Here is a 20,665-nt window from a genome sequence, read left to right as displayed (position 1 = left end):
CACAAGAACGAGGGGGAGAAGCATGATCATCGCGGTCTGTTCGCTGTCGGGGGCGCCGGGGGTCACGACGCTGGCCACGGCTTTGGCGGCGGTGTGGCCCACCGGTCCGCTCACGGTTCCGGTGCTGGTGGAGGCCGATGCGAGCGGGGGCGACCTGGCGGCCTGGCACCGGCTCGCCGGGCGTCCGGGGCTGGTCTCGCTGGCGGCCTCGGTGCGGGCGGGCACGGACCCGTCCCCGCTGCAGGAGCCGGGGACGCACGGGGTCCTGCTCCGGCACGGCGCCGAGCTCCCCGGCGGTCTTCGGGCGGTGACCGCGCCGACGACCGCGCACGAGGCCTCAGCGGTGGTGGCGGCGCTGGCGCACCGGAGCCAGGTCCTGCGGAGCGGTGTGAGCGTGGTGGATCTGGGGCGGGTGATGCCCGGGACCGCCGGCGCGCACCTGCTGTCCCTGGCGGACGCGGCGGTCTTCACCGTGGCGGGTGAGGACGCCGCGCAGATCCACCGGCTCGCCCGGTGCCGGGACGTCCTGGACGCGCTGGCCGAGAACGGGACGTCGGTCGGTGTGGCGGTGCGCGGCTCCCGGTTCCCCGCCGCGGAGGTCTCGGCGGTGACCGGCCACCCGGTGTGGGCGGAGGTGCCGCACGATCCCGCCGGTGCGGCCTTCCTGCGGGGGGAGTCCTTCCGGCCCCGCGGGCTCCGGGAGCGTTTCGCCGCCTGGTCGCACGCCCGCCAGGACCCGGAGACGGTGGACTGGATGCCGCTGTTGGCGTGCGCCCGGCGTCTGGCCAACCATGTCGACGACCTGCCCCCCGCGCCGGTGCCCCTGGGGCGCCGGACGGAGGTGGCCGCGGCGTGAACCCCACGATCCACGCCCCGCGGGCGCTCCCCCCGCACGGCGCGCGGGAACACCTGGAGGGGCTGGCCCGCCGGCTGGCCGACCGGGTCACCGACGCCCTGGTCCGCCAGGACGCCGACACCGCCGCCGAGCACGGCCGCGGGGCGCAGCGCGAGCGGGCCGACGCGATGCTCTCCGCCCTGCTGGAGGAGCACGCCTGCCACGCCCTGACCGGTGCCGCCCGCCCCCTGGCCGAGCAGGACGAGGCGTGGGTCCACGCCCGCGCCCTGGCGCAGGTCTGCGGGCTGGGCCCGCTGGAGCTCCTGCTCGGCGAGGCCGGTGTGCGCGACATCCACATCAACGGCACCCGCGTGTGGGTCGACCTCGGCGACGGCCGACGCGAGGAGCGCCCGCCGGTCACCTCCTCCGACGCCGAGCTCGTCGCCCTGGTGCAGCGCCTGGCCGGGCGGGCCCCGGGAGGGGAGCGCCGCTTCGACGCCTCGGCGCCGCTGCTCAGCATGGAGCTCGGCGACGGCGCCCGCCTGTCCGCGGTCATGGGGGTCTCCCGGCGTCCGGCGGTCACGATCCGCCGCCACCCCGAGCGCGAACTCACCCTCACCGACCTGACCGCGTCGGGGATGCTCACCCGCCCGGTGCGCTCCCTGCTCACCGCGGCCGTGCGTGCCCGCCTGAACCTGGTGATCGGCGGGGCGACCGGCTCGGGCAAGACCACCCTGCTGCGCGCCCTGGCCCGCCGGATCCCGCCCTTCGAGCGCGTCGTCACCATCGAGGACGCCTTCGAGCTGGGCCTGGACTCCGACGCCGACCTCAACTGCCTGGCACTCCAGGGCAGGCCGCCCAACACCGAGGGGGCCGGGGAGATCACCCTGGCCGATCTGGTCCGGCACGCCCTGCGGATGTCCCCGGACCGGGTGATCGTCGGTGAGACCCGCGGCCAGGAGACCGTGGCGCTCCTGCACGCGATGACGATGGGCACCGACGGGTCCATGGCCACCGTCCACGCCTCCTCCTCCGCGCAGATCCTCACCAAGCTCGCCACCTACGCCAACCAGGCCGGGGAGCGGCTCTCCCTGGAGGAGGGCGCGGTGCTGATCTCCTCCGCCGTCCACCTGGCCGTGCACATCGACACCGACGACCGCGGCAACGGGCACGTGTCCAGCGTCCGCGAGGTCGTGGGGGTCGACGGCCCCCAGGTGGTGACCAACGAGCTCTACGCCGTGGAACACGGCGGGTTCACCGCCTCGCCGAGCCCGCAGTACGCCCGCAAGCTCCTGCGCGCCGGCCTGGACCCGGCCACCCTGTTCGGGGAGGCGACGTGACCGCGGTCCTGACCGCGAGCCTGGGCGGGGCCGCGGTCGGCCTGGGCCTGGTGCTCCTGCTGCCCGCGCTCACCTCCGGCCTGCCCGGGGTGCGCGAGCGCCTGGAACGGGGCCGCCACCTGTGGTGGAAGGCCGCCGCGGCGGCCGGGGCGGGGATGCTCACCTGGGGCATCACCGGCTGGCCCGTCGCCGCGGCGCTGGCCGCCGGGGCCGCGTGGTGGCTGCCCGCCGTCCTGGGCCCGGACCGGGCCACCCCCGCCGAGGTCGCACGCATCGAGGCCGTGGCGGGCTGGACCGAGCAGCTCCGCGACCTGATCACCGCCTCCTCCGGGCTGCGGCAGGCGGTCCGGGCCTCCGCGGGCATCGCCCCCGCCGCCGTCCGGGACGACGTCCGCACCCTGTCCCGCGACCTCGCCGCCGGGGCGGACCCGGAGGAGGCGCTCACCGCCTTCGCCCGCCGCGTCGGCAACGAGACCGCCGACCTGGTCGCCACCGCGCTGTCCATGGCCTCCCAGCGCCACGCCGCCGACCTGGGGCCGCTCCTCACCGGCCTGGCCGAAGCCGCCCGCGACCGCGCGGCCATGCTCGTGCGCACCTCCGCGACCCGGGCCCGCACCCGCACCTCGGTCCGCATCATCGTCACCACCGCGGCCGCCATGGTCGTCGGCATGGCCGTCCTCAACGGCCCCTACTTCGCCCCGTTCGACTCGACCGCCGGCCAGCTCGTCCTCGCACTGATCGGCGCCGCATGGGCCGCGGCGCTGGGGTGGCTGACGCGCCTGTCGAACCCGCCGCGCACGCAACGCGTGCTCGCGGCCCACCCGCAGGAGGCAAGGACATGAACACCCTCATCGCCGGGCTCGGCGGCGCCACGGCCGGCGCCGGCCTGTACTGGACCGTGTGGACCCTGCGCCGCCCCACCCTCGCCGAACTCCTCCCCCCGCCGGAGGAGCAACAGGAGCGGCCCGCGCCCGTCGGCCCCCTGCGGGCGGTGACGGCCGCCGGCGCGGGGGCCCTCGCCCGCACCGGGTGGCCGGGGGAGCGCACCGGGCGCGACTTGGCCGCCTGCGGTACCGACGCCGACGTCCACCGGATGGACACCAGCGTCGCCGCCCTCGCCGGCCTGGCCCTGGGGGTGCTCGCGTTCGGCGCCGCGGCGCCGCCGCAGTCCCCGCTTCCGGCCCACTACGCCCTGGGCCTGGCCGCCTGCCTGGTGGTCCTGGGGGCGTGGACCCCGACCCTGGTCCTGCGCCGCAGGGCGGCCCGCCACCGCGAAGAGCTGTGCGCCGCCACCTCCGTCATCGCCGACCTGGTCGGCGTCGCCCTCGCCGGGGGAGCGGGCGTCACCGAGGCGCTCGCCGCCGCCACCCGGCGGGGCCACGGGACCGCCTTCACCCGCATCCGGCGGTGCCTGCACGAGGCCAACCTGCGCACCCGCCCGCCCTGGGACGCCCTGGCCGAGCTCGCCGAACGCACCGGTGTGCGCGACCTGGACGAACTCGCCTCCTCCATCCGCCTGGCGGGGACCGACGGCGCCCGCGTGCGCGCCTCGGTCCGCGCCAAGGCCGCCGCCCTGCGCATCCACCGGCTCGCCGCCCTCGAAGGTGAGGCCCACCGGGCCACCGAGCGCATGACCCTGCCCGTCATGCTCCTGGTCCTCGGGTTCCTCCTGCTCATGGGCTATCCCGCCATCGTGCACGTCACCACCGGATTCTGAACCCAGGAAGGCCCGCGCCCGTGAACCAGGCCCTGCGCCGAGCACTCACCGCACTCGTCCACGGCGGACGGGGCGGCCGCCGTGCCGGCGACCGCGGATCAGGCACCACCGAGTACGTGCTGGTCCTGGTCGTCACCATCGGCATCGCCACCGCCGTCGGAGCCATCCTCACCCCGATGATCACCGAGAGCGCCCAGTCCATCGACCTGGGCGTCGACCCGTGAAACGCCTCGCCGGCCGCGACGACCGGGGCGGCGCCGACGTCCTGTTCGCCGTCCCGCTGATGTTCGCGATGCTGCTCGGCATCCTCCAGTACGGGCTGTGGACCCACGCCCACCACCGCGCCCAGGCCGTCGCCACCGAGGCCCTCGCGGCCGGGCGCGCCTTCGACGGCAGCGCACGGCAGGGGCGGGAACGCGGCCACGCCATGGTCCAGGACCTGGGCGGCGCCGTCCTGCAGGACGTCCGCGTCCGGGTCGAACGCCGGGCCGGCACCACCCGCGCCACCGTCACCGGGACCGCGGTCAGCCTCGTCCCCGGCTGGCGCCCGCCCGTGGAGACCGTCCTGAGCGGCCCCACCGAACACGTCCCCGGGGCCCGGCCATGACCGGCGCGGGCAGCCGGGACCGGGGGAGCGCGGCGGTCGAACTGGCCCTGCTCGTCCCCGTCCTGCTCGCGTTCCTGGCCCTGATCGCCCTCACCGGCCGCGACTACACCGCAGCCCTGGCCGCGGACGCCCTCGCCCACTCCGCCGCCCGCGCCGGGTCCCTGCACACCGACCCCGCCACCGCACAGCGGGCCGCGGCCCGGGACGTCGCCGCGAGCGTGGGCGCCTGGGGCCGCGCCTGCCGGGACCCCGCCGTCCGCCTGCACCCCGCCACCGTCGCGGGAGCGCCGGCTGTGCGCGCAGAGGTCACCTGCACCGTCCACCGCGACGACCTCCCCGACCTCGGCGCCGGCGACACCCGCACCGTCACCGCCCGCGCCGTGTCCGTCACCGACCTGCACCGCGAACAGGCACCCTGATGTTCGGCAGCAGCCCCAGCGCCTTCGTCGTCGCCATCGCCGCGACCCTCATCGCCTGCCTCGGGCTCGTCCACGACGGCGCCCAGATGCTCCGCACCAAGACCCGCACCACCGTCCTGGCCCACGAGTCCGCCCGGGCCGGCGCCCAGCACCTGGACCCCCGCCTGCTCCGCACCGGCGCCCGCGCCCTCGACCCGGCCGCCGCCCGCACCGCCGCCACGGCGCATGCCCGGGCGGGCGGAGGCGACGCCGAGGTGTCCGTGGGCGCCGACGCCGTCACGGTCACCGTCACGAGCACCCACCACCCCGCGCTCCTCACACTGCTCGGCGACGTCCACATCTCCTCCCGCGCCACAGCCACCGCCCACACACCGTGAGACGAGGGGGACCCGTGCACACGACGACCCGGACGGCCCTGGCCGCCGCCACCACACTCGCACTGCTCATCGCACCGCCCGCCCTGCTGAGCCGACAGCCCTGGCCCGGCACCGGGGGCGTGAGCGCGGAGCACCTGCGCCTGTCCCTGCTCAGCGGCACACTTCCCCCGCCCCTCGGACACACCCTGGCGCTCGCCCTGCTGTGGGCGCTGTGGGCCGCCTTCGCCCTGCTGGTGGCAGCCGACACGGTCGCCCTGCTGCGGGGACAGGTCCCCCGCATCGGACTGCTGCGCCTGGCCGCGACCGGCATCGCCGGAAGCTCGGTGGCCGTGTCAGCCCCCGCGGTCGCCGCCGTGGCCCCCGCCGACACCGCGCCCACCGACGGCGCACACGACGCCCACGGCGCGCCCACCGGCGAACCCGCACACGTCCTGGAGCGCACCCGCACGCTCACCGGGTTCGGACTCGACTCCGCCGACCTCACCCCCGCCATGGCGGACGAACTGGCGCCCACCGTCGAACTCCTCCAGCTCTTCGGCGACCCCGGCACCGCGATCACCGTCACCGGCCACACCGACACGACCGGCCCCGACGAGCACAACCGTGCCCTGTCCCTGCGGCGGGCCGAGGCCGTCGCCGCCGTCCTCACCGACCGGCTCGGCGACGGATGGACCGTCACCGCCGAAGGCGTCGGCTCCGACCGTCCGCGCGAGCACCCCGAACTGGGCCCCTCCGCCGACCGGCGCGCCGAGATCGCCTACACCCTCACCACCCGGCCCCACACCACCGCCGACAGCGCGGCCGAACAGCAGGGGGTGGCCGTCGGCGCCGCACAGGTCGCGCCCGCCGCCGAGACGCAGGACGCCGCCTTCCCCGTCGGGGCGGTGCTCGCCGGAGCCCTCGCCGGGGGCGGTGTCGGGGGCGCCCTCGGCGCGCTCGCCGGACGGCTGACGGCACCGGGACACCGCGGCGAGCACCAGGCCGGAGGGGACGGGCACGCCACCGAACCCCGAGACGAACCCGAACACGACACCGACGACCACGAACAGCCCCTCGGCCCGCCCGTCCCCGTCACCAGGGACACCGGTACAGCGGTGATCGGCCCGCACGGCCACGTCCGCGTCGCCGACGACCTCAGCGTCGGCGCACACGACGGACTCGCCGTGACCGGGACCCACGCGGTCGGCGTGTGCGCCTCCCTCATCGGCCGCGCCCTGGCCGACCCGGGCCTCCGCGTCATCACCACCCGCGAACTCGTGGCCCGGGCCGGGGCCTCGCCCCGGGTGCGGGCCCCGGGCATGACCGTCAGCGCGGATACCGCCTCGGCCGTCACCGAGGCCGAACTCGCCTACATCACCGCGGCCCGCGACGCAGGGGGCCCCTCACGCACCCTGCTCGTGGTCAAGGCCTCCGAGCACACCCTCGCCCAGGACCGGCTGCAGGCCCTCCGCGACGGGGAGGAGGAAGGGGAGGTCACGGTCGTGATCCTCGGCGAGGAATGGGGCGTGCCCGTCCTGCGCTGCGACTCCTTCGACACGGTCGACGTCACCGCCCCCGACGGGAGCACCGACACCTACGACGGGCTCCGGCTCCTCCACATCGACCGGGCCACCTTCGCCGCCTGCTTCACCACCGCCGCCGGGGCGCCTGACCATGGCGGGGAGACGGTGCCGGAACCCCCCGGAGAGGAGAAGGAAGAGACCGCCCCGGAACCGGCGGCCGAGTCCGTCGGGGCCGCCCCGGAACCGGACGCCGAAGGCCCCCCGAAGGTCGACATCCGGCTGTTCGCACCCCAGCCGGGCATCAGCGTCGACGGCGTCGACATCGGCGTGAAGATGCGCGGCTCCTCCCGCGCCATGCTCGCCTACCTCGCGCTCCACCCCCACGGGGTGGGCACCGACGCCCTGACCGAGGCCCTCTTCTCGGCGGAGCCCGGCAAGAAGACCCGCTCCCTGCGCAGCACCGCCTGCACCAGCGCGCGCGGAGCCGTCCGCGAGGCGCTGGAGGACCCGGACGCGGAGATCATCGACGTCGTCCCGGGCCGCTACCGGATCCACCACGAGACCGTCGACGTGGACGTGTGGCGCTTCGACCGGGCCCTGCGGGACGCCAGGAAGGCCGAGGACGACAGGACCGCCCACACCTTCCTGCGCGCCGCCGCGGCCGAGTACGACCACATGCTCCTGACCGAGAGCGACCTTCCCTGGATCGAGGAGAAGCGCCAGGCCTACCGCAGGGCCGCCGCCGACTGCTTCGTCGGCCTCGCCAAGGCGGCCGACGACCCCAGGCAGGCGCTGGCCTGGCTGGAACGGGCCCGGGAGGCCGACGACCTCAACGAGAGCATCTACCAGGAACTCATGCGGACCCAGGCCGCCCTGGGCCGGCCCGACGCCGCCGAGCGCGCCTACCAGGACCTCGCGGGAAAGCTCAAGTCCATGCGGGCGCGCCCAAGCGCCGCCACGAGGAACCTCCTGGAGGACCTCACGAGGGGTCGGCGGTGAGGGGCGGGCCTGCCGCTGAGGAGTGTCGGTGCCGGACGCCTGGCCGTACCGGAGAGCTTGGCTGGGGAACCCTACGGCAGCCGATGGCTACGGGGGCCTGGTTCAGTGTTGTGCACCGGATCTGATGGAGACTGTGGCGTGTGTCGAGATCGCCTCCTGACACTCCGGTGAACCAGGCAGCCGTCGAAGATGATTTTGGACGCTTGCGGAATGTACCTGGTTCGTAGGGGGCGTGGACCTCATTCTTCACCGGAGTGCGGAAGTGGTGCGCTCAGAGGCTGAGAGGCTGACTTGTGACCAAGCCGCGCCCTGAGTGGACTGCCGACTAACGTGGCCGTATGAGCGATGGAATCCGATGGATCGGCGAACACGGGGGCCAGAGCCCGGACACTCGCATCCCGGGGATGCTCGGCGGTATATCTCTCACCGCGGCCCGTGACATCGACGCGGAGGACTTCCTCGCCTTGCTCGGTGCGGAGCCACTACAGCTCGATGAAGGCCATCTGTTCAAGGACCGCAGATCAGTGACCCTTCCTGACGAGGTGGACCCCAGGGGCGTCGAATACGCCATGTACGGCACGTGCGGGGACTGGGTGTACGTGCTGGAGGACTGGGGATCGGCGACCTGGCACCTGCACCGTTACGGCGGCCCGCTGACGCCCGTACTGGCCGGAGTGGAGACCGTCTGCCTGAGCAGCAACAGGTACGACCCGCCCCCGCGCATTGCTCTCACCACTTCGGAGGGTCGCATCGTCGGCGCGGAGTTCGGGGAGGACACTGGCTGCGGATCGGCGCTGGATGAGGCACTGCACGCGGCCGGGGCGGTTTTCCCGTCCGTGCGGGACCTGCCGCAGGATGAGGTGGAACTGTACTGGGAGTGGCATATCGAAGAGCTCCCGGCGGCGGTGTTCTCTGCGGTGGAGGCCTACTGCGGGCTGTCCGTCGACCGGGCCGCGGTCGAAGCCGGCGACCTCCCCGTGGCTGTTCTCTTCCCCCTGTCCTGACCCTGGCGAGCCAGGAGAGGCCACGCACCGGCTTCTTCTGGGCCGCAGACGCTGAGGTCAAGGAGGCCGGCACCCGCATCATCAAGGTTGGGGGCTCCGAAGCCCCCAGATGTGGGCGTCGCCGCAACCAGCGGATCATCGGTCTGTCGACCAAGCACTGTGTCCGCGCCACCTTGCGCAGTGCCCTGTCGGACGCGGGGTGTGCCACCCCGAGGCACCGTGGGGGTGAACATCGCCTCTCACGTGCGGTTGCCGCCCTGCCCCAGGAAGCGTCCCCTGGCCCGGACAGCGGACCGGGACCGCCACCGGGAGGAGGGGAGCGTGCAGGGGGAGGAGATGGTGTGGACCCCGGAACAGATCCGCACCTTCCTCGAACACACCAAGCAATACGTGTGGCTGCACCCGCTGCTCCACCTCATTGTCACCAAAGGACTCCGATACGGTGCAGGTGCTGCGGCCGCCCTGGAGGCAGTTCCAGAACCAGGCCCGCCTTCACAAGGGGTAGGAGTGGGCGGACTCGGGGTTGATGTTCACCTGGCAGGACAGGTGGGTGAGAGTGCTGCCGAATAAGGCTTGAGTTGAAGCTCAAGGAGCCACGTCAGGTCTCCTCGCGCCCCTGAAGCGCGCTGCTTGGGTTGTTCATTTTTGCTCATACTGTCGCACGGGGTCCCATTATGGCAAGGCTCGCCGTGGAGATTGGCGGGTATGCGGATCCTGAAAAGCTTCTGATGTCCTTTTTCATGTTCGAGTTCGGATGCAACCGACTTCAGGCCACCTGAATCATCCCTTTATGCTGGGCTAAGAGAACTCAAGCGTTTCCGTTTTCAGTGGTCACGGCCTCTCGGTGCTCTGGCCGCAGGAGCGATTTCCTTTTTCAGCGGTTTCGTCGGACCAGACGAACATGTCACTGAGGACGCCCACCGATGACTGGTCCTGCGTGTGAACACCTGTGTGGGCTGAGGTCCGACGCCTCATCAGAGGTCTGGCATCCACCCCGCGGACCAGTGGAGGGCGTTCTCCGCGCCAACCACACGGGGCGGTGCGCCGCTTTGGTAGATCGCGGCACTCGCCGCCCATGCTTCTGCGGCAATCTCGATCGGTGACGGCCTCAGGTCGCCTCGGTGAACGGTCCCTGTAGGCGAGTCCGGCTGTTGGCCCAGTACCCACTGAAGAGCATCGATTTCACCGGCCTTGGTCTCGTCGCCACCGAAGCGCAACAGCAGTCGGTCAAGTTCGGTTTCCACATCCGCCAGGGCTACACCTGGGGCCAGAGGGTCGGTTGGCAAGCGGTAGACGTCGGGCACTCCATCTGGGAGGTCGGTCAGCATTGCCTCATACACCGTGGTCGCGGACTCGCCGGTTGCCTGAACGATCCGGGCGAACAGCAAGGGGGCGAGGTGATAGCGCTCCATGACACCCGACAACCAGACCGTGGGTTGTTCGTTGGGGTCATCGGTGTTGCGGTACAGCACAGCGAAGTACGAAGCCACTCGTGTGTCGAAGCCCCAAGTGCTGTACTTTTCCCAGCCATCCAGCCATAGGGGGAAAATGGCGTCCTTATGGCGTTGCACGTTCGGCTGTGGTATCGGAAACACGGCGTTGTGCTGGTTTTCAGTCATGTGCTCGACCTTATCCTGACTTCGATTCGATGGACCAAGGGGAGTCCTGCCAGGAAATCGGATTTCCCAGCATGACATGCGCCGTCAGTCCCTGACCTCGTTGAATGTCGATGGTGAGGGCACGCCCGGGGTGAGCAAGCGCGTGAGAGTATCACCGGTTTCAGGGGTCAACGAAGGGGGAGGGTCCAAGCCGAGGTGCTCCGCCAGGTTCCTGGAGTGAATCCGGGTGGTGGCCTCCAACAGAGTCGCGTAGACATTCACTGAGGCGCGGATACGCCACCAACCGGTCATCACAATTCCGGTCGCAATGAGTGCCGCAGGCCACCACCAGATGGTGAGCGCACCATAGAGGATCGCCCATGCTGTCAAGGTGGTGGCTCGGGTGAGGGCCTGGCGGGCCGCGGTGATCTCGGCACGAACCTCCTCCGGCAGCACCAACCACAGATGGGGCATGACGACCGCCAGATCCACATGATGATCGCGATCCATGCGAACGGCCACTGCGTGCACGCGATCCCCGCACCAAGTGGGCCGATCCGGGTACTCGGCCGCGATCCGCAGCATGGCAGCCTTAGCCGCCCGTCTCTCCGTGGGGTCTAGTCGCTGTCCCATGGTGAGGGAACGGGCGGCTTTTTCGCGGTGTCGATGCCAAGCTGCCGCGGCCGTGCGCCAGCGGCGTTGTCGGTATGCAGTCAATCTGTGCGCTGTGGCGCGCAGTGGTGCGGGCCAGGTCCACCAGTCGGCCGCTAAGGACGATTTCTCGATCATCGAGCCGAGTATTTGGGCGGTCAGACCCACTGACGCCGACCCTGCTAGAACCGCCGCCAACAGGATGACCTGTCCGCTGATCGTGCTCACGGACGCTGACCCCGCCCAATCGGTGATCTGGTCTGTGAGCCGGCCGAGGGAGAGCGCATGGGCATGGCCGACAGACCTGCCCGCCACCGCCACAGCAAGGTAAAGGGCACCGGGCAGAACCAACAGCGACATCCACTGATCAACGAGCTTCTTGCCCAACTCTGTCAGAAGGCTGTTCATGTGCTAGAGCCGTTCGCGGCGCAGCGAGGTGCCGTTGATGGCGCAGCGTGGCACTGGTTCCGCGCCTTGCGGCCACCAGTATCGCGTGCATCGGTCTGCAGGACAGACGTAAGTGATCTCATGACCTTGTCCGGCGCTCGCGAGGTCACCGTTGATCCCGATCGGCTGAGGCCCGCGGTTGCCCGATCCTCCTTCCGAGTATCCGCGGAGCCCGAGGGCGTCCCCGCCAGCCTGCAGTGCCGTATGCAGCTCCTTCAACGAGGCGGCGATGTCTCGGCCGTTTCGGGTCGCCGCCAGGACTGCTTCGAGCGGGCCATCATCCCCGTCGCGAATCTCACGCAGATCCTCTTGGATGTCGTCGATGTGGGCGCACACGATGGCTACCTGCTCGGCCCTACGTCGTGCCTCGTCACTTGTCATCCACTGCCCGCTTCCCGGATAGCCGTTGATTCCGCTGGATGCTTATCACATATGCCATTGTCCTGGATGGGTAAGATCATTATTGACCGGTTGTGGTCATCGGGTTCGAGATGGCCGGTGGGCAGTCCCTGCCAGTGGCGTGTGGCCGTGGGGTCGGTCCACCTGCATCGCCCCTCGAGGAGCGGTCCCGTAACATCTTTCCTGTGTCCGATGGCGAGGTGTGGGGAATGCGGGAAGAGTTGCTGGCGGCCGTACGCATGCGGGTGGGAAAGATTGAGGCGAGTGGAGATTTGTCGATCGCCTTGGAACCCGAATCCTCTCAGGAGATCAAGAGGCTGGCGTTGCTGCTCCACGTCGACATAAACAATCTGGATATCCGCATGGAGTTGGGAAGGATTCGATGGTATAGGGCACAAGCTCTACCGGAGGACCAAAGGTTCGCGGAGGAGTCCGCCGCCATCGAGGCCTTCACGCGTTGCCTGCGCTTTGGTCGTGTCGCCGGTGTGCCCTCGAAGCTCTTGCCCCGGATCGCCCAGCAAGTCTCCTGGGAAGCGGAGCAGGTTCTTCAGGGCGCCATGAACTCGTCCAACTCGGCTGAGGCAAGCGATGCCGTCGCCTTGTGGCAGCGCATCACGCGCGCAACTCCTGCGGACTCCCCTGATCGTCCATTGCTCCTTTCTAATCTCGTGGTCGCGTTGCACACCCGATATGATCGAGATGGGAAAATAGAAGATTTGCATGCCGCGCTCGAACTTTTCCCAGAGATTATGGAATCGACATCTCCTGTTGATTACTATTTTCCCGCTCGTGTTTCCAAATTCGGTATCTGCCTGATGAGCCGGTGGGAGCGGACCGGGAACCTCGCCGATTTGGACGCCGCTGTCGAACAGTTGCGGAGAGCCGTGGCGGTCACGCCGGAGAACGACCCCAGGCGCGTCGGTCCTCTGGTCAACCTGGGGAACGCCTTGCGTCGGCGGTCCGGTTTGCTGGGCACATCAGTGGACCTGGACGCTGCCATCGCATATCTGGGGGAGGCGGCCCGTCTTATCCCGCCGGGATCCTCGAAACGGGCGGCCGTGCTCTCCGCGCTGGGAATCGCGCTGAGTACCCGGTACGACCGATGGGGCGCGGTCGGCGATTCGGGTCGCGCCTTGGATGCACTGAGGGAGACGGTGAAGGTCACGCCGACCGACGCTCCTGACCGGGCGGGGCACCTGTCCAACCTCGGGGCGGCATTGCTGGGGCGGTTCTCTCAAAGTGGAGAGCACACTGACCTGGATGAAGCCCTCGACTTGTGCCGGGAGGCCGTGCGCCTCTCCCCGCCTGGAAACCTCGATCGTGCACGGCACCTCTCCGTGCTCGCGGGTGCCCTGCGAACCCGAGCCGCGCATACCGTCGCCCCGGAAGATCTGGACTCCGCGATCCCTTTGCTGAGACAGGCATTACAGGAGACCTCTGTCGATCATCCCGACCGGGCCTGGTACCTCACCGATCTGGGCGCAGCCCTGCACGAGAGATTTTTTACCATTCTCCGCGATCGGCGCGACAATCTCCGGGGTGCCAGCACAGCAGACCTTCACGCCGCAGTCCAAGCCTGGACCCAAGCTTTGGAAGTGGACACTGCACCGACACATCAACGCATTCTAGCGGCATGGAGCGCTTCCCGGGAGTTGGCGCGAACCAATTCCGACGCCGCTGCCGACATAGCGGAAGCGGCTGTGCAATTGCTGCCTCGACTTGCTCCGCGTCGACTTGATCGAGGTGACCAGCAGCACGGGCTCGGAGCATTCCCCGGACTGGCAGCCGAGGCAGCCTCACTGGCCTTGGCCACATCGCACGGAAACGCTGAGGGACGGGCGGCACGGGCACTTCGACTCTTGGAAGCGGGCAGGGCCGTGCTGCTTGGACAAGCTCTTGACGTCCGCAGCGACCTGACCGATTTACGGCGGCAGCACCCTGTGATCGCCGCGCGCTTCACCGAATTGCGAGACAGGCTCGACCGACCCTTGGAGCCCGTGGACACCGGCCCTCTGGAAACCTGGGACGGTAAGGCGCTGTTCGGCTCCGAACGGGCAGTGGCCGAACGGCAGAGGCTGGCGACCGAGTTCGGCGTTCTCCTGGAGGAAATCCGGGGACTGCCGGGCCTCTCCTTCTTTGGGCTCCCACCTGCTCTCGACCACCTGCTGTCCGAGACTTGGGCAGGACCGATAGCGGTGGTCAATATCAGCCGCTATCGGAGCGACGCCATACTGCTCACCGGCTCGGGCGTCCAAGCGCTGAGACTTCCAGAACTCACCGCCAAGGACGTGCTCCACCGCAGTCAAGCTTTCCGAGAGGCACTGCTCCAGGCAAACGCTCCCGGTGGCGTCGCCCGCCGGCGTCGCGCCCAAGCCGTGTTGACGGGCACTCTGGAGTGGCTGTGGGACGTGGTCGCCGGGCCTGTGCTGGAGGCCCTGGGGTACCGGGAACAGCATGTTGGGGGCTCGGAGTGGCCTCGGGTGTGGTGGGTACCGGGAGGACCACTGGCTCAACTCCCGCTGCATGCTGCCGGCTACCATGCCGATGCGCGGGAGATGCCGCTGAGGCGCACCGTCATGGACCGGGTGGTCTCGTCCTATACGCCGACTGTACGGGCGCTGCGCCACGCTCGGGAGCAGAAGGCCCGACGCAGGGAGGAAACGGAGCACGGGACGCGCAAACCGGTCCGGCCCCTGATCGTCGCCATGCCGACCACGCCAGACTATGCCGACCTCGAACATGTCCTTGACGAGGTCTCTGTTGTGCAGGCCCATCTGCCTGACGCTGCGCTGTTGGCCGGGCCAGACCGTACTGGGGATTCGTCTGTGCCGCTTTCCGCCGCTCCGACTCGCCAGCGAGTGCTGGAACGGCTGGCCAACTGCACCGTTGCCCATTTCGCCTGCCATGGTGACAGTGACCGGGAGGACCCCTCGCGCAGCAGACTGCTGTTGTGCGACCACCAGGAGGCCCCCTTGACTGTGGCCGAACTGGGAGCGGTCCACTTGGATCGGGCGGAACTGGCCTACCTTTCGGCCTGCCGGACCACGGTGGTGGAGATCGGCTCCCTGGCTGATGAACCGATCCATCTGACCGCTGCCCTTCAGATCGCAGGCTTTCCCCATGTCATCGGTACGCTTTGGGAGATTGATGACGAGACTGCGGTCACGGTCGCGGATGCCTTTTACGCCGAATTGCGGGCGGGTACCCACGGTATCGAGCCCGAGCGCTCCGCTTGCGCACTTCACATCGCGATGCGGGCGTTGCGGGATCGTCTGCCACGGGTGCCGTCCTTGTGGGCCGGCTACCTTCATGCCGGGGCGTGATCATGCCGACACCCGGCACGAGACAGTTCGGTGCAGGGAGTCGAGTCCGTACCCCGGCCCGGCGCCACCGGCGCCCACCTCGAGCAGGAAGCCGCGGTAGTCTGCCGGCAGCGAGACACCCCACAGGGTTTCCGCGGAGGCGACCTCCCGCTCCGTCAGCGGGGCGGCGAGCCGGAAACGGTGTCCTGTCACGCCGTGCTCGTCCCGGGCGCCGAAGACGTCGCTCGCCCGGTCCTGTCGGGCCAGGGCTTCGACCCGTTCACGGACACCGTTCCAGATGGTTGCTCGCACGGGCCGAAGCGTAGCCCAGGGGAGGCACAGGCGGTACGGGAAGGCCGGTGCGTCGAGGCGAGCGGCACCGTGTGCTGCACGCCGGGCCGGGCGCCGGGATCGCCCCCGCCGGACCCGGGAGACCGAACCCGCTTGCCGGTTCTCCGCCCACGGGGCAGCATCTTGCGCGCGACCCGCCGAACCCGCGTGCCCTGGAGCCCTTCAGGCGTCGTCACCGCCGTCGGCCCGGGGATCAGGACTCCGTGTCCGCGCCCCCTGGAAGGTGCGGCGGTAGGCGCTGGGGGACACCCCGAGCCCCGCGTGCATGTGCTGGCGCAGCGACGCCGAGGTGCCGAAACCGGCTGCGTGCGCGACCCGGTCCACCGACAGGTCCGACTCCTCCAGGAGCTGTCTGGCCCGGTCGAGCCGCTGCTGGGCGAGCCCCTGGCCCGGTGATCGGCCCACCTCGTCACGGAAGCGGCGCGTGAACGTGCGCACGCTCATCGCCTCCCGGTCGGCCATGTCGCCCAGACTCGGCTGGAGGTGGAGGTGGTCCAGGGCCCAGGCCCGCGCGCGGGAGGTCGAGGACCGCTCGGGATCGGGCACGGGGTGGCGGATGTACTGGGCCTGCCCACCGTCGCGGTGCGGCGGCACCACCGTGTGCCGGGCTACCTCGTTGGCGACGGAGGAGCCGTGGTCGGCGCGGATCATGTGCAGGCTGAGATCGATTCCGGAGGCGACCCCGGCGGCGGTCAGCACGCGGCCGTTGTCGGTGTACAGCACGTCGGGGTCCAGGTCGATGTGCGGGTACATCGCGCGGAAGTACCCGGCGGACTGCCAGTGCGTGGTGACCCGGCAGCCCTCCAGGAAACCGAGGGCGGCTAGCACGAACGCGCCCGTGCAGATGGAGGCTATCCGTGCGTGCTCGGGGACGCGGTCGAAGACCGCTGCCAGGGCCGGGGAGATCGGGTCGTGCGGGCGCTCCACGTAGTCCTCCTGCGCCGCGGGCAGGATCACCGTGTCCGCCTCGTCGACGGCCTCGGGTCCGTGGCGGACGTTCAGGGTGAAGTCGGTGTCCGTGGTGATCACACCCGGTTCCACGGCACAGGTCACGACCTCGTAGAGGGGGCGGCCGTCGGTTCCGACGGCCCGTCCGAAGAGCCGGTGGACGATCCCCGTCTCGATGGGCAGCAGGCCGTGCCGGGCGAGCACGGCCACGCGGTGGCGGTCCGGCTGGACGAAAGCGGTCATGGCCGGATTCTTTCCTATGTTGGCTTTCGGGCCACTGTCGGCGTGGGGTCCTCCACAGGAGTCTGGACGCATGACTTCGACGAGCCCCTCCAGGAGCACCGGGAAGACCGCCTCCAACGCCGTACGGGCACCCGCACGGGTCCACCGGGCCTGGCTGATCGCCCTCGTGGCGGGCGCGACCATCCTCGCCGCGGCGGCCTTCGCCGCGGTGCCCGGCCTCCTCGTGGACCCCCTGCACACCGAGTACGAGTGGTCGCGCGGGTCGATCGGTGCCGCCGCTTCGGTCAACATGGTCGTGTACGGCCTCATCGCCCCTTTCTCGGCGGCGCTGATGGACCGGTTCGGCATCCGCCGCATCGCCCTGGCCGCCCTGGCGACCGTCATCGCCGGGGCCGGACTGACCACGGTGATGACCGCTCCCTGGCAGCTGACCCTCTACTGGGGCCTCCTCGTCGGCGCGGGCACGGGATCACTGGCGATGACCTTCGCCGCCACCGTCGCCGACAACTGGTTCGTCGAGCGCCGGGGACTGGTCATCGGCGCGCTGACCGGAGCTAGCGCGTTCGGCCAGCTGGTCTTCTTGCCCGCGCTCGCGTGGATCGTCGACCACCAGGGGTGGCGTCCGGCCGTCGTGACGTTGGCCCTGACCGCGTCCGTGATGGTGCTCCTCGTCGCCCTGGTCCTGCGCGACCACCCCGCCGACGTGGGACAGCGCCCCTACGGAGCCGCGTCCTTCGTCGCCAGGCCGAGGGCGGAGCGGGGCGCGGCCCGCCGAACCGTCCGGGTCCTGCGCGACGCCGCGCTCAGCCGGCAGTTCTGGATCCTCGCCGGGACGTGCGCGGCGTGCGGCGCCACCACCAACGGGATCATGTGGACCCACTTCGTGCCCGCAGCCCAGGACCACGGGATGGCCGTGACCGTCGCGGCGGCGCTGGTCTCGACCATCGGCGTGTTCTCCCTGGTCGGCACCGTCGCGTCCGGCTGGCTCACCGACCGCTTCGATCCGCGCGGACTGTTGGTCGCCTACTACCTCGGCCGGGCCGTGCTCCTGGCCGCGCTCCCCGCTCTGTTCGGACCCGACGCCGGCGCCGCTCTCATCGCCTTCGTCGTGGTCTTCGGTCTGCTGGACGTGGCGACCGTGCCCCCGACCATCCTGCTCTGCCGCCGGGTGTTCGGCGCGGACGGCGCGATCGTCTTCGGGGGAGTCAACGCCGTCCACCAGGCCGGCGCCGGCGCCATGGCGGTCTTCGGCGGCTTCACCCGTGACGTGACCGGGGGCTACGGACCGGTGTGGTGCATGGCGGCCGTACTGTGCGCCGTCGCGGCGGTCCTCGCCCTCCGGATCGCCCGCGGCGGTGGGAACGATCCAGCTCCCGGCGGGGCGCGGACCGTGGACCCGTGCAACGACCACGAACAGGCCGGGACGTGAGCACCGTGGACGGGAACGCCGCATCCCCCGGAGAGGCCGGGGCCCGGCGCAGGCCCTCGCCGGCGTTCTCCCTCGTGCTGCTGCTCCTGGTCGCGGGAGTGGCCTACGTGGGCTCCGCCGGGCTCGACCAGAGCCTGAGAGCGGCGCGGGGCGAAGGGACCCCGGGGGTGTTCACCGTGTCCGCTCTCAGCTGCGTCCAACACCCCGGGCACGAGTCGTGCACCTGCCACGGCCGCTACACACCGGACTCCGGCGGAGAGGCGCGCGGCGTCTACCTGCACGCCGCCGGACGCGACACCTGTCGGGAGGGCGAGGAGGTTCCGGCGGTCGACGTGGGGGCCGGGAACCGGGTCTACGGACCGGACGGCTCGCGCGAGTGGATGCTGTCCTCGGTTCTCCTCGCGGGGTCCGCGGCGGCCGTCGGAGGTCTGACGGTGACGTGGGTCCGCCATGTGCGCGTGCTCATGAGGGCGGGGCGGGAGAGCCAGGGGGCATGACCGCGGCCGTCGGATGCGAAGGACGCCCGATAGCGCCTCACGGGGACCTCGGCGGACGCCCGTTCGCGAGGCCGCGCAGAGCACGGTCCCAGTCCAGGTCTCGTTCCCGGGGTCTCTGAGCGCCGGGTCCGGTTCCGGCTGTGCGCTGCGAAGTGCCTCTGCGGTGCCGCACATTCGGTGGACATGGCGACCGATCCCGTGCTCCACTCCGTCCGCGACTACTACTGGGGCTGTATCTACTGCGAAGGCCCCAAGGAGTACGAAGGAGAATACGGGCACCTCACCGATGACGGCCCCTTCTTCGCCGTGGAGGATCAGATCACGATCCAGGTGGTCAACAGCCGCCTTGTGGAACAGGAGGACGCCGACGTCGAGCTGAACGTCTACGTCTGCTGTTCGGGTTCTGAGCGGCGCCCCGGTCCCTCCCCGGCAGGGGAGGGGTTGGACGAACTCAACCAGGTCGTCGGCATCGAGTCCCTGTCTCGTGCCGGGTTTATTGAAGGCTCTGGCATGTATCGGCTTCGGTGGAACCGTGTTTTCGGATTTTCAAGCCACGGTGCCCGGTCGTTTCTTCTCGAACTCTACGGGTGTCAGCCAGCCGATCGCCAAGTGCCGCCGAGCTGGCCGCCGGGCTTTTTCCAGGAGAAACCCGAGGCCTGGAAAAAGGCACGGTGGTCATTGCCGCTCTCTGGTCGGCGGGCGTGGCCGGTCTTCGGGTGTGGCAGTGGAGGTTGGACGATCCCCTGGGGTCCATCAGGGGGCGCATCGCTCACGTTACGTGACCATGTCGGTTCAGGGTCGCCTCGTGGGTCTTTTGAGGCGAACTCTAAACAGGGAAGCCGAGATCCCGATAATCAAGTACTCTCCTGATGCCAATGAATTTACACACCCCAGTTTGCCTGTCGACCTCGATGGGGACGTTGCCGATCAGGCGATCCTCCCACTTTCCCTCTTTGAGGAAGGCGGCGGAGTCCCAGGGGATGATGGCGTAATTTTCGTGGAAGAAAATGTCTCGCTCGGAGATGATCCCTTCCTGGATCGTTGACTTGCTGATGGCATCCGCAAAGAATTCCCTGGCGAGATCTACGGCTTCTTCTCTTGATATTATGGTGTGTGTCCTTGTTGGGCTATGGCGGCGCCGGTTTCCCGACTGGTTCGCTGGTTCGGAATTTTGATGCACACAGGCCGCACGCGCATGGTCATCAATGGACAGAGAATTCTCAGGTGAGACGAAGGCGGAGTGCGGCAGGGGCTGTCATGGTCTCACTGTCTGGTGTGCCCCATCAAGGGCGCCGAAGAGCACGTCTGCCCAGCCGGTGGGGCGGCATCGGATGGTGGTGGAGAGCCGGGCGAACCCGGCGCCGACGTGTGCCGACATTGCCTTCCGTCAACCGTCCTCCTCGGGGAGCGGCTTCGGAGAGGGGCTCGTGTCCGCGATCCGGGGCCGGTTCTCCGCGGCGGCGTGGAACATGGTGGACGCGAGTGCGCCGCCCGTACGATGCGGCCATGGGACTGTTGACCCCGCTCGCCGTGCGGATCGGCGCCATCTCGTGGATGCCGAGGCTGCTGCCCTGGATCACCCGGCTCGACCGGGGCCTCCAGCGGGTCAGCCGCGGGTACATCGGGGTGCTCGACGTCGCCGGCCTGCCGAACATCATGCTCACGGTCAGCGGACGGATCAGCGGTGAGCCGCGCAGGACGCCCCTGCTGTGTGTTCGCGACGGCGCGCATCTGCTCGTCGCCGGTTCGTCCTTCGGCGCGCCCAGGACGCCTCAGTGGGCGCACAACCTCCGGGCGGCCCCCACCGCCCTCGTGGAGAAGTCGGGGCGGAGCGTCGAGGTCGAGGCAGAGGAGCTCATGTCGCACGAGCGTGACCGGGCCTGGGCGCTCATGTGCGTGGTCTGGCCCAACTACGCCCTGTACGCACGGCGCACGGACCGCCTCATCCCCGTGTTCCGGCTGACGCCTGTCTCCGCCTGAGGACTCCTCGGCTCCGGTGC

The 20,665-nt window shown here is 70.2% G+C and carries 20 protein-coding genes; 16 read left to right on the top strand and 4 right to left on the bottom strand.

The window, feature by feature from the left end:
* Window positions 1-22 precede the first annotated feature (22 nt).
* The 10 genes from ACIRPH_RS10075 (at window position 23) to ACIRPH_RS10030 (ending at window position 8,800) form a co-directional block, all read left to right on the top strand.
* On the top strand, window positions 23-856 hold the full coding sequence (locus ACIRPH_RS10075) for a hypothetical protein (protein ID WP_402911919.1): 834 nt from the start codon (window positions 23-25) through the stop codon (window positions 854-856).
* A complete protein-coding gene (locus tag ACIRPH_RS10070; RefSeq protein ID WP_402911916.1) occupies window positions 853-2,175 on the top strand; it encodes a CpaF family protein in 1,323 nt (440 codons plus the stop codon). Before ACIRPH_RS10075 ends, ACIRPH_RS10070 begins: the two co-directional genes overlap by 4 nt.
* On the top strand, window positions 2,172-3,017 hold the full coding sequence (locus ACIRPH_RS10065) for a type II secretion system F family protein (protein WP_402911914.1): 846 nt from the start codon (window positions 2,172-2,174) through the stop codon (window positions 3,015-3,017). Before ACIRPH_RS10070 ends, ACIRPH_RS10065 begins: the two co-directional genes overlap by 4 nt.
* Window positions 3,014-3,892 (top strand): type II secretion system F family protein, encoded by an 879-nt coding sequence (locus tag ACIRPH_RS10060; protein ID WP_402911912.1) that lies wholly within the window; start codon window positions 3,014-3,016, stop codon window positions 3,890-3,892. Before ACIRPH_RS10065 ends, ACIRPH_RS10060 begins: the two co-directional genes overlap by 4 nt.
* A 20-nt stretch (window positions 3,893-3,912) precedes the next feature.
* Complete coding sequence (locus ACIRPH_RS10055) at window positions 3,913-4,116, top strand: hypothetical protein (RefSeq protein WP_402911910.1); 204 nt, start codon at window positions 3,913-3,915, stop codon at window positions 4,114-4,116.
* On the top strand, window positions 4,113-4,499 hold the full coding sequence (locus ACIRPH_RS10050) for a TadE family protein (RefSeq protein ID WP_402911907.1): 387 nt from the start codon (window positions 4,113-4,115) through the stop codon (window positions 4,497-4,499). The genes ACIRPH_RS10055 and ACIRPH_RS10050 overlap by 4 nt, the downstream gene beginning before the upstream one ends.
* Window positions 4,496-4,918 (top strand): TadE/TadG family type IV pilus assembly protein, encoded by a 423-nt coding sequence (locus ACIRPH_RS10045; protein WP_402911904.1) that lies wholly within the window; start codon window positions 4,496-4,498, stop codon window positions 4,916-4,918. The genes ACIRPH_RS10050 and ACIRPH_RS10045 overlap by 4 nt, the downstream gene beginning before the upstream one ends.
* On the top strand, window positions 4,918-5,295 hold the full coding sequence (locus tag ACIRPH_RS10040; RefSeq protein WP_402911902.1) for a hypothetical protein: 378 nt from the start codon (window positions 4,918-4,920) through the stop codon (window positions 5,293-5,295). Before ACIRPH_RS10045 ends, ACIRPH_RS10040 begins: the two co-directional genes overlap by 1 nt.
* Before the next feature lie 14 nt (window positions 5,296-5,309).
* Complete coding sequence (locus tag ACIRPH_RS10035) at window positions 5,310-7,796, top strand: OmpA family protein (protein ID WP_402911901.1); 2,487 nt, start codon at window positions 5,310-5,312, stop codon at window positions 7,794-7,796.
* A 338-nt stretch (window positions 7,797-8,134) separates the two neighbouring features.
* A complete protein-coding gene (locus tag ACIRPH_RS10030; protein WP_402911899.1) occupies window positions 8,135-8,800 on the top strand; it encodes a hypothetical protein in 666 nt (221 codons plus the stop codon).
* A gap of 974 nt (window positions 8,801-9,774) precedes the next feature.
* On the opposite strand, the gene ACIRPH_RS10025 is transcribed toward ACIRPH_RS10030, so the two are convergent.
* Window positions 9,775-10,419 carry a hypothetical protein gene (locus ACIRPH_RS10025; RefSeq protein WP_402911897.1) on the bottom strand — a complete coding sequence of 215 codons (645 nt, stop codon included), beginning with the start codon at window positions 10,417-10,419 and terminating at the stop codon, window positions 9,775-9,777.
* An 84-nt stretch (window positions 10,420-10,503) separates the two neighbouring features.
* Entirely contained in the window at window positions 10,504-11,457 is a 954-nt protein-coding gene (locus tag ACIRPH_RS10020; RefSeq protein ID WP_402911895.1) for a hypothetical protein, read from the bottom strand.
* Between the two features lie 623 nt (window positions 11,458-12,080).
* Here ACIRPH_RS10020 and ACIRPH_RS10015 point away from each other — a divergent pair.
* Complete coding sequence (locus tag ACIRPH_RS10015) at window positions 12,081-15,218, top strand: CHAT domain-containing protein (RefSeq protein WP_402911893.1); 3,138 nt, start codon at window positions 12,081-12,083, stop codon at window positions 15,216-15,218.
* Here the strand turns inward: ACIRPH_RS10015 and ACIRPH_RS10010 are convergent, their stop codons facing one another.
* Both ACIRPH_RS10010 and ACIRPH_RS10005 read right to left on the bottom strand, forming a co-directional pair.
* Entirely contained in the window at window positions 15,219-15,509 is a 291-nt protein-coding gene (locus tag ACIRPH_RS10010) for an SMI1/KNR4 family protein (RefSeq protein WP_402911891.1), read from the bottom strand. It lies immediately after the preceding gene.
* A 201-nt stretch (window positions 15,510-15,710) separates the two neighbouring features.
* Window positions 15,711-16,739, bottom strand: a complete 1,029-nt coding sequence (locus ACIRPH_RS10005; RefSeq protein ID WP_402911889.1) for a GlxA family transcriptional regulator — start codon at window positions 16,737-16,739, stop codon at window positions 15,711-15,713.
* Between the two features lie 70 nt (window positions 16,740-16,809).
* On the opposite strand from ACIRPH_RS10005, the gene ACIRPH_RS10000 reads away from it, so the two are divergent.
* The 5 genes from ACIRPH_RS10000 to ACIRPH_RS09980 all read left to right on the top strand — a co-directional run bounded on the left by ACIRPH_RS10000 (window position 16,810) and on the right by ACIRPH_RS09980 (window position 20,645).
* Window positions 16,810-18,168 carry an MFS transporter gene (locus ACIRPH_RS10000; protein WP_402911886.1) on the top strand — a complete coding sequence of 453 codons (1,359 nt, stop codon included), beginning with the start codon at window positions 16,810-16,812 and terminating at the stop codon, window positions 18,166-18,168.
* Complete coding sequence (locus ACIRPH_RS09995; RefSeq protein ID WP_402911884.1) at window positions 18,165-18,665, top strand: hypothetical protein; 501 nt, start codon at window positions 18,165-18,167, stop codon at window positions 18,663-18,665. The genes ACIRPH_RS10000 and ACIRPH_RS09995 overlap by 4 nt, the downstream gene beginning before the upstream one ends.
* A gap of 183 nt (window positions 18,666-18,848) precedes the next feature.
* Complete coding sequence (locus ACIRPH_RS09990) at window positions 18,849-19,535, top strand: hypothetical protein (protein ID WP_402911881.1); 687 nt, start codon at window positions 18,849-18,851, stop codon at window positions 19,533-19,535.
* A 25-nt stretch (window positions 19,536-19,560) separates the two neighbouring features.
* Complete coding sequence (locus ACIRPH_RS09985; RefSeq protein ID WP_402911879.1) at window positions 19,561-19,710, top strand: hypothetical protein; 150 nt, start codon at window positions 19,561-19,563, stop codon at window positions 19,708-19,710.
* 461 nt (window positions 19,711-20,171) lie between these two features.
* Window positions 20,172-20,645, top strand: coding sequence for a nitroreductase family deazaflavin-dependent oxidoreductase (locus ACIRPH_RS09980; RefSeq protein ID WP_402911877.1), 474 nt, complete (start codon window positions 20,172-20,174; stop codon window positions 20,643-20,645).
* Window positions 20,646-20,665 lie beyond the last annotated feature (20 nt).

The organism is Nocardiopsis sp. NPDC101807, from assembly GCF_044766605.1.
In the GTDB taxonomy this organism is placed as follows: domain Bacteria; phylum Actinomycetota; class Actinomycetes; order Streptosporangiales; family Streptosporangiaceae; genus Nocardiopsis; species Nocardiopsis tropica.
Note: the sequence above shows the minus strand (reverse complement) of the source record. Positions and strands in the feature narration are given on the sequence as shown.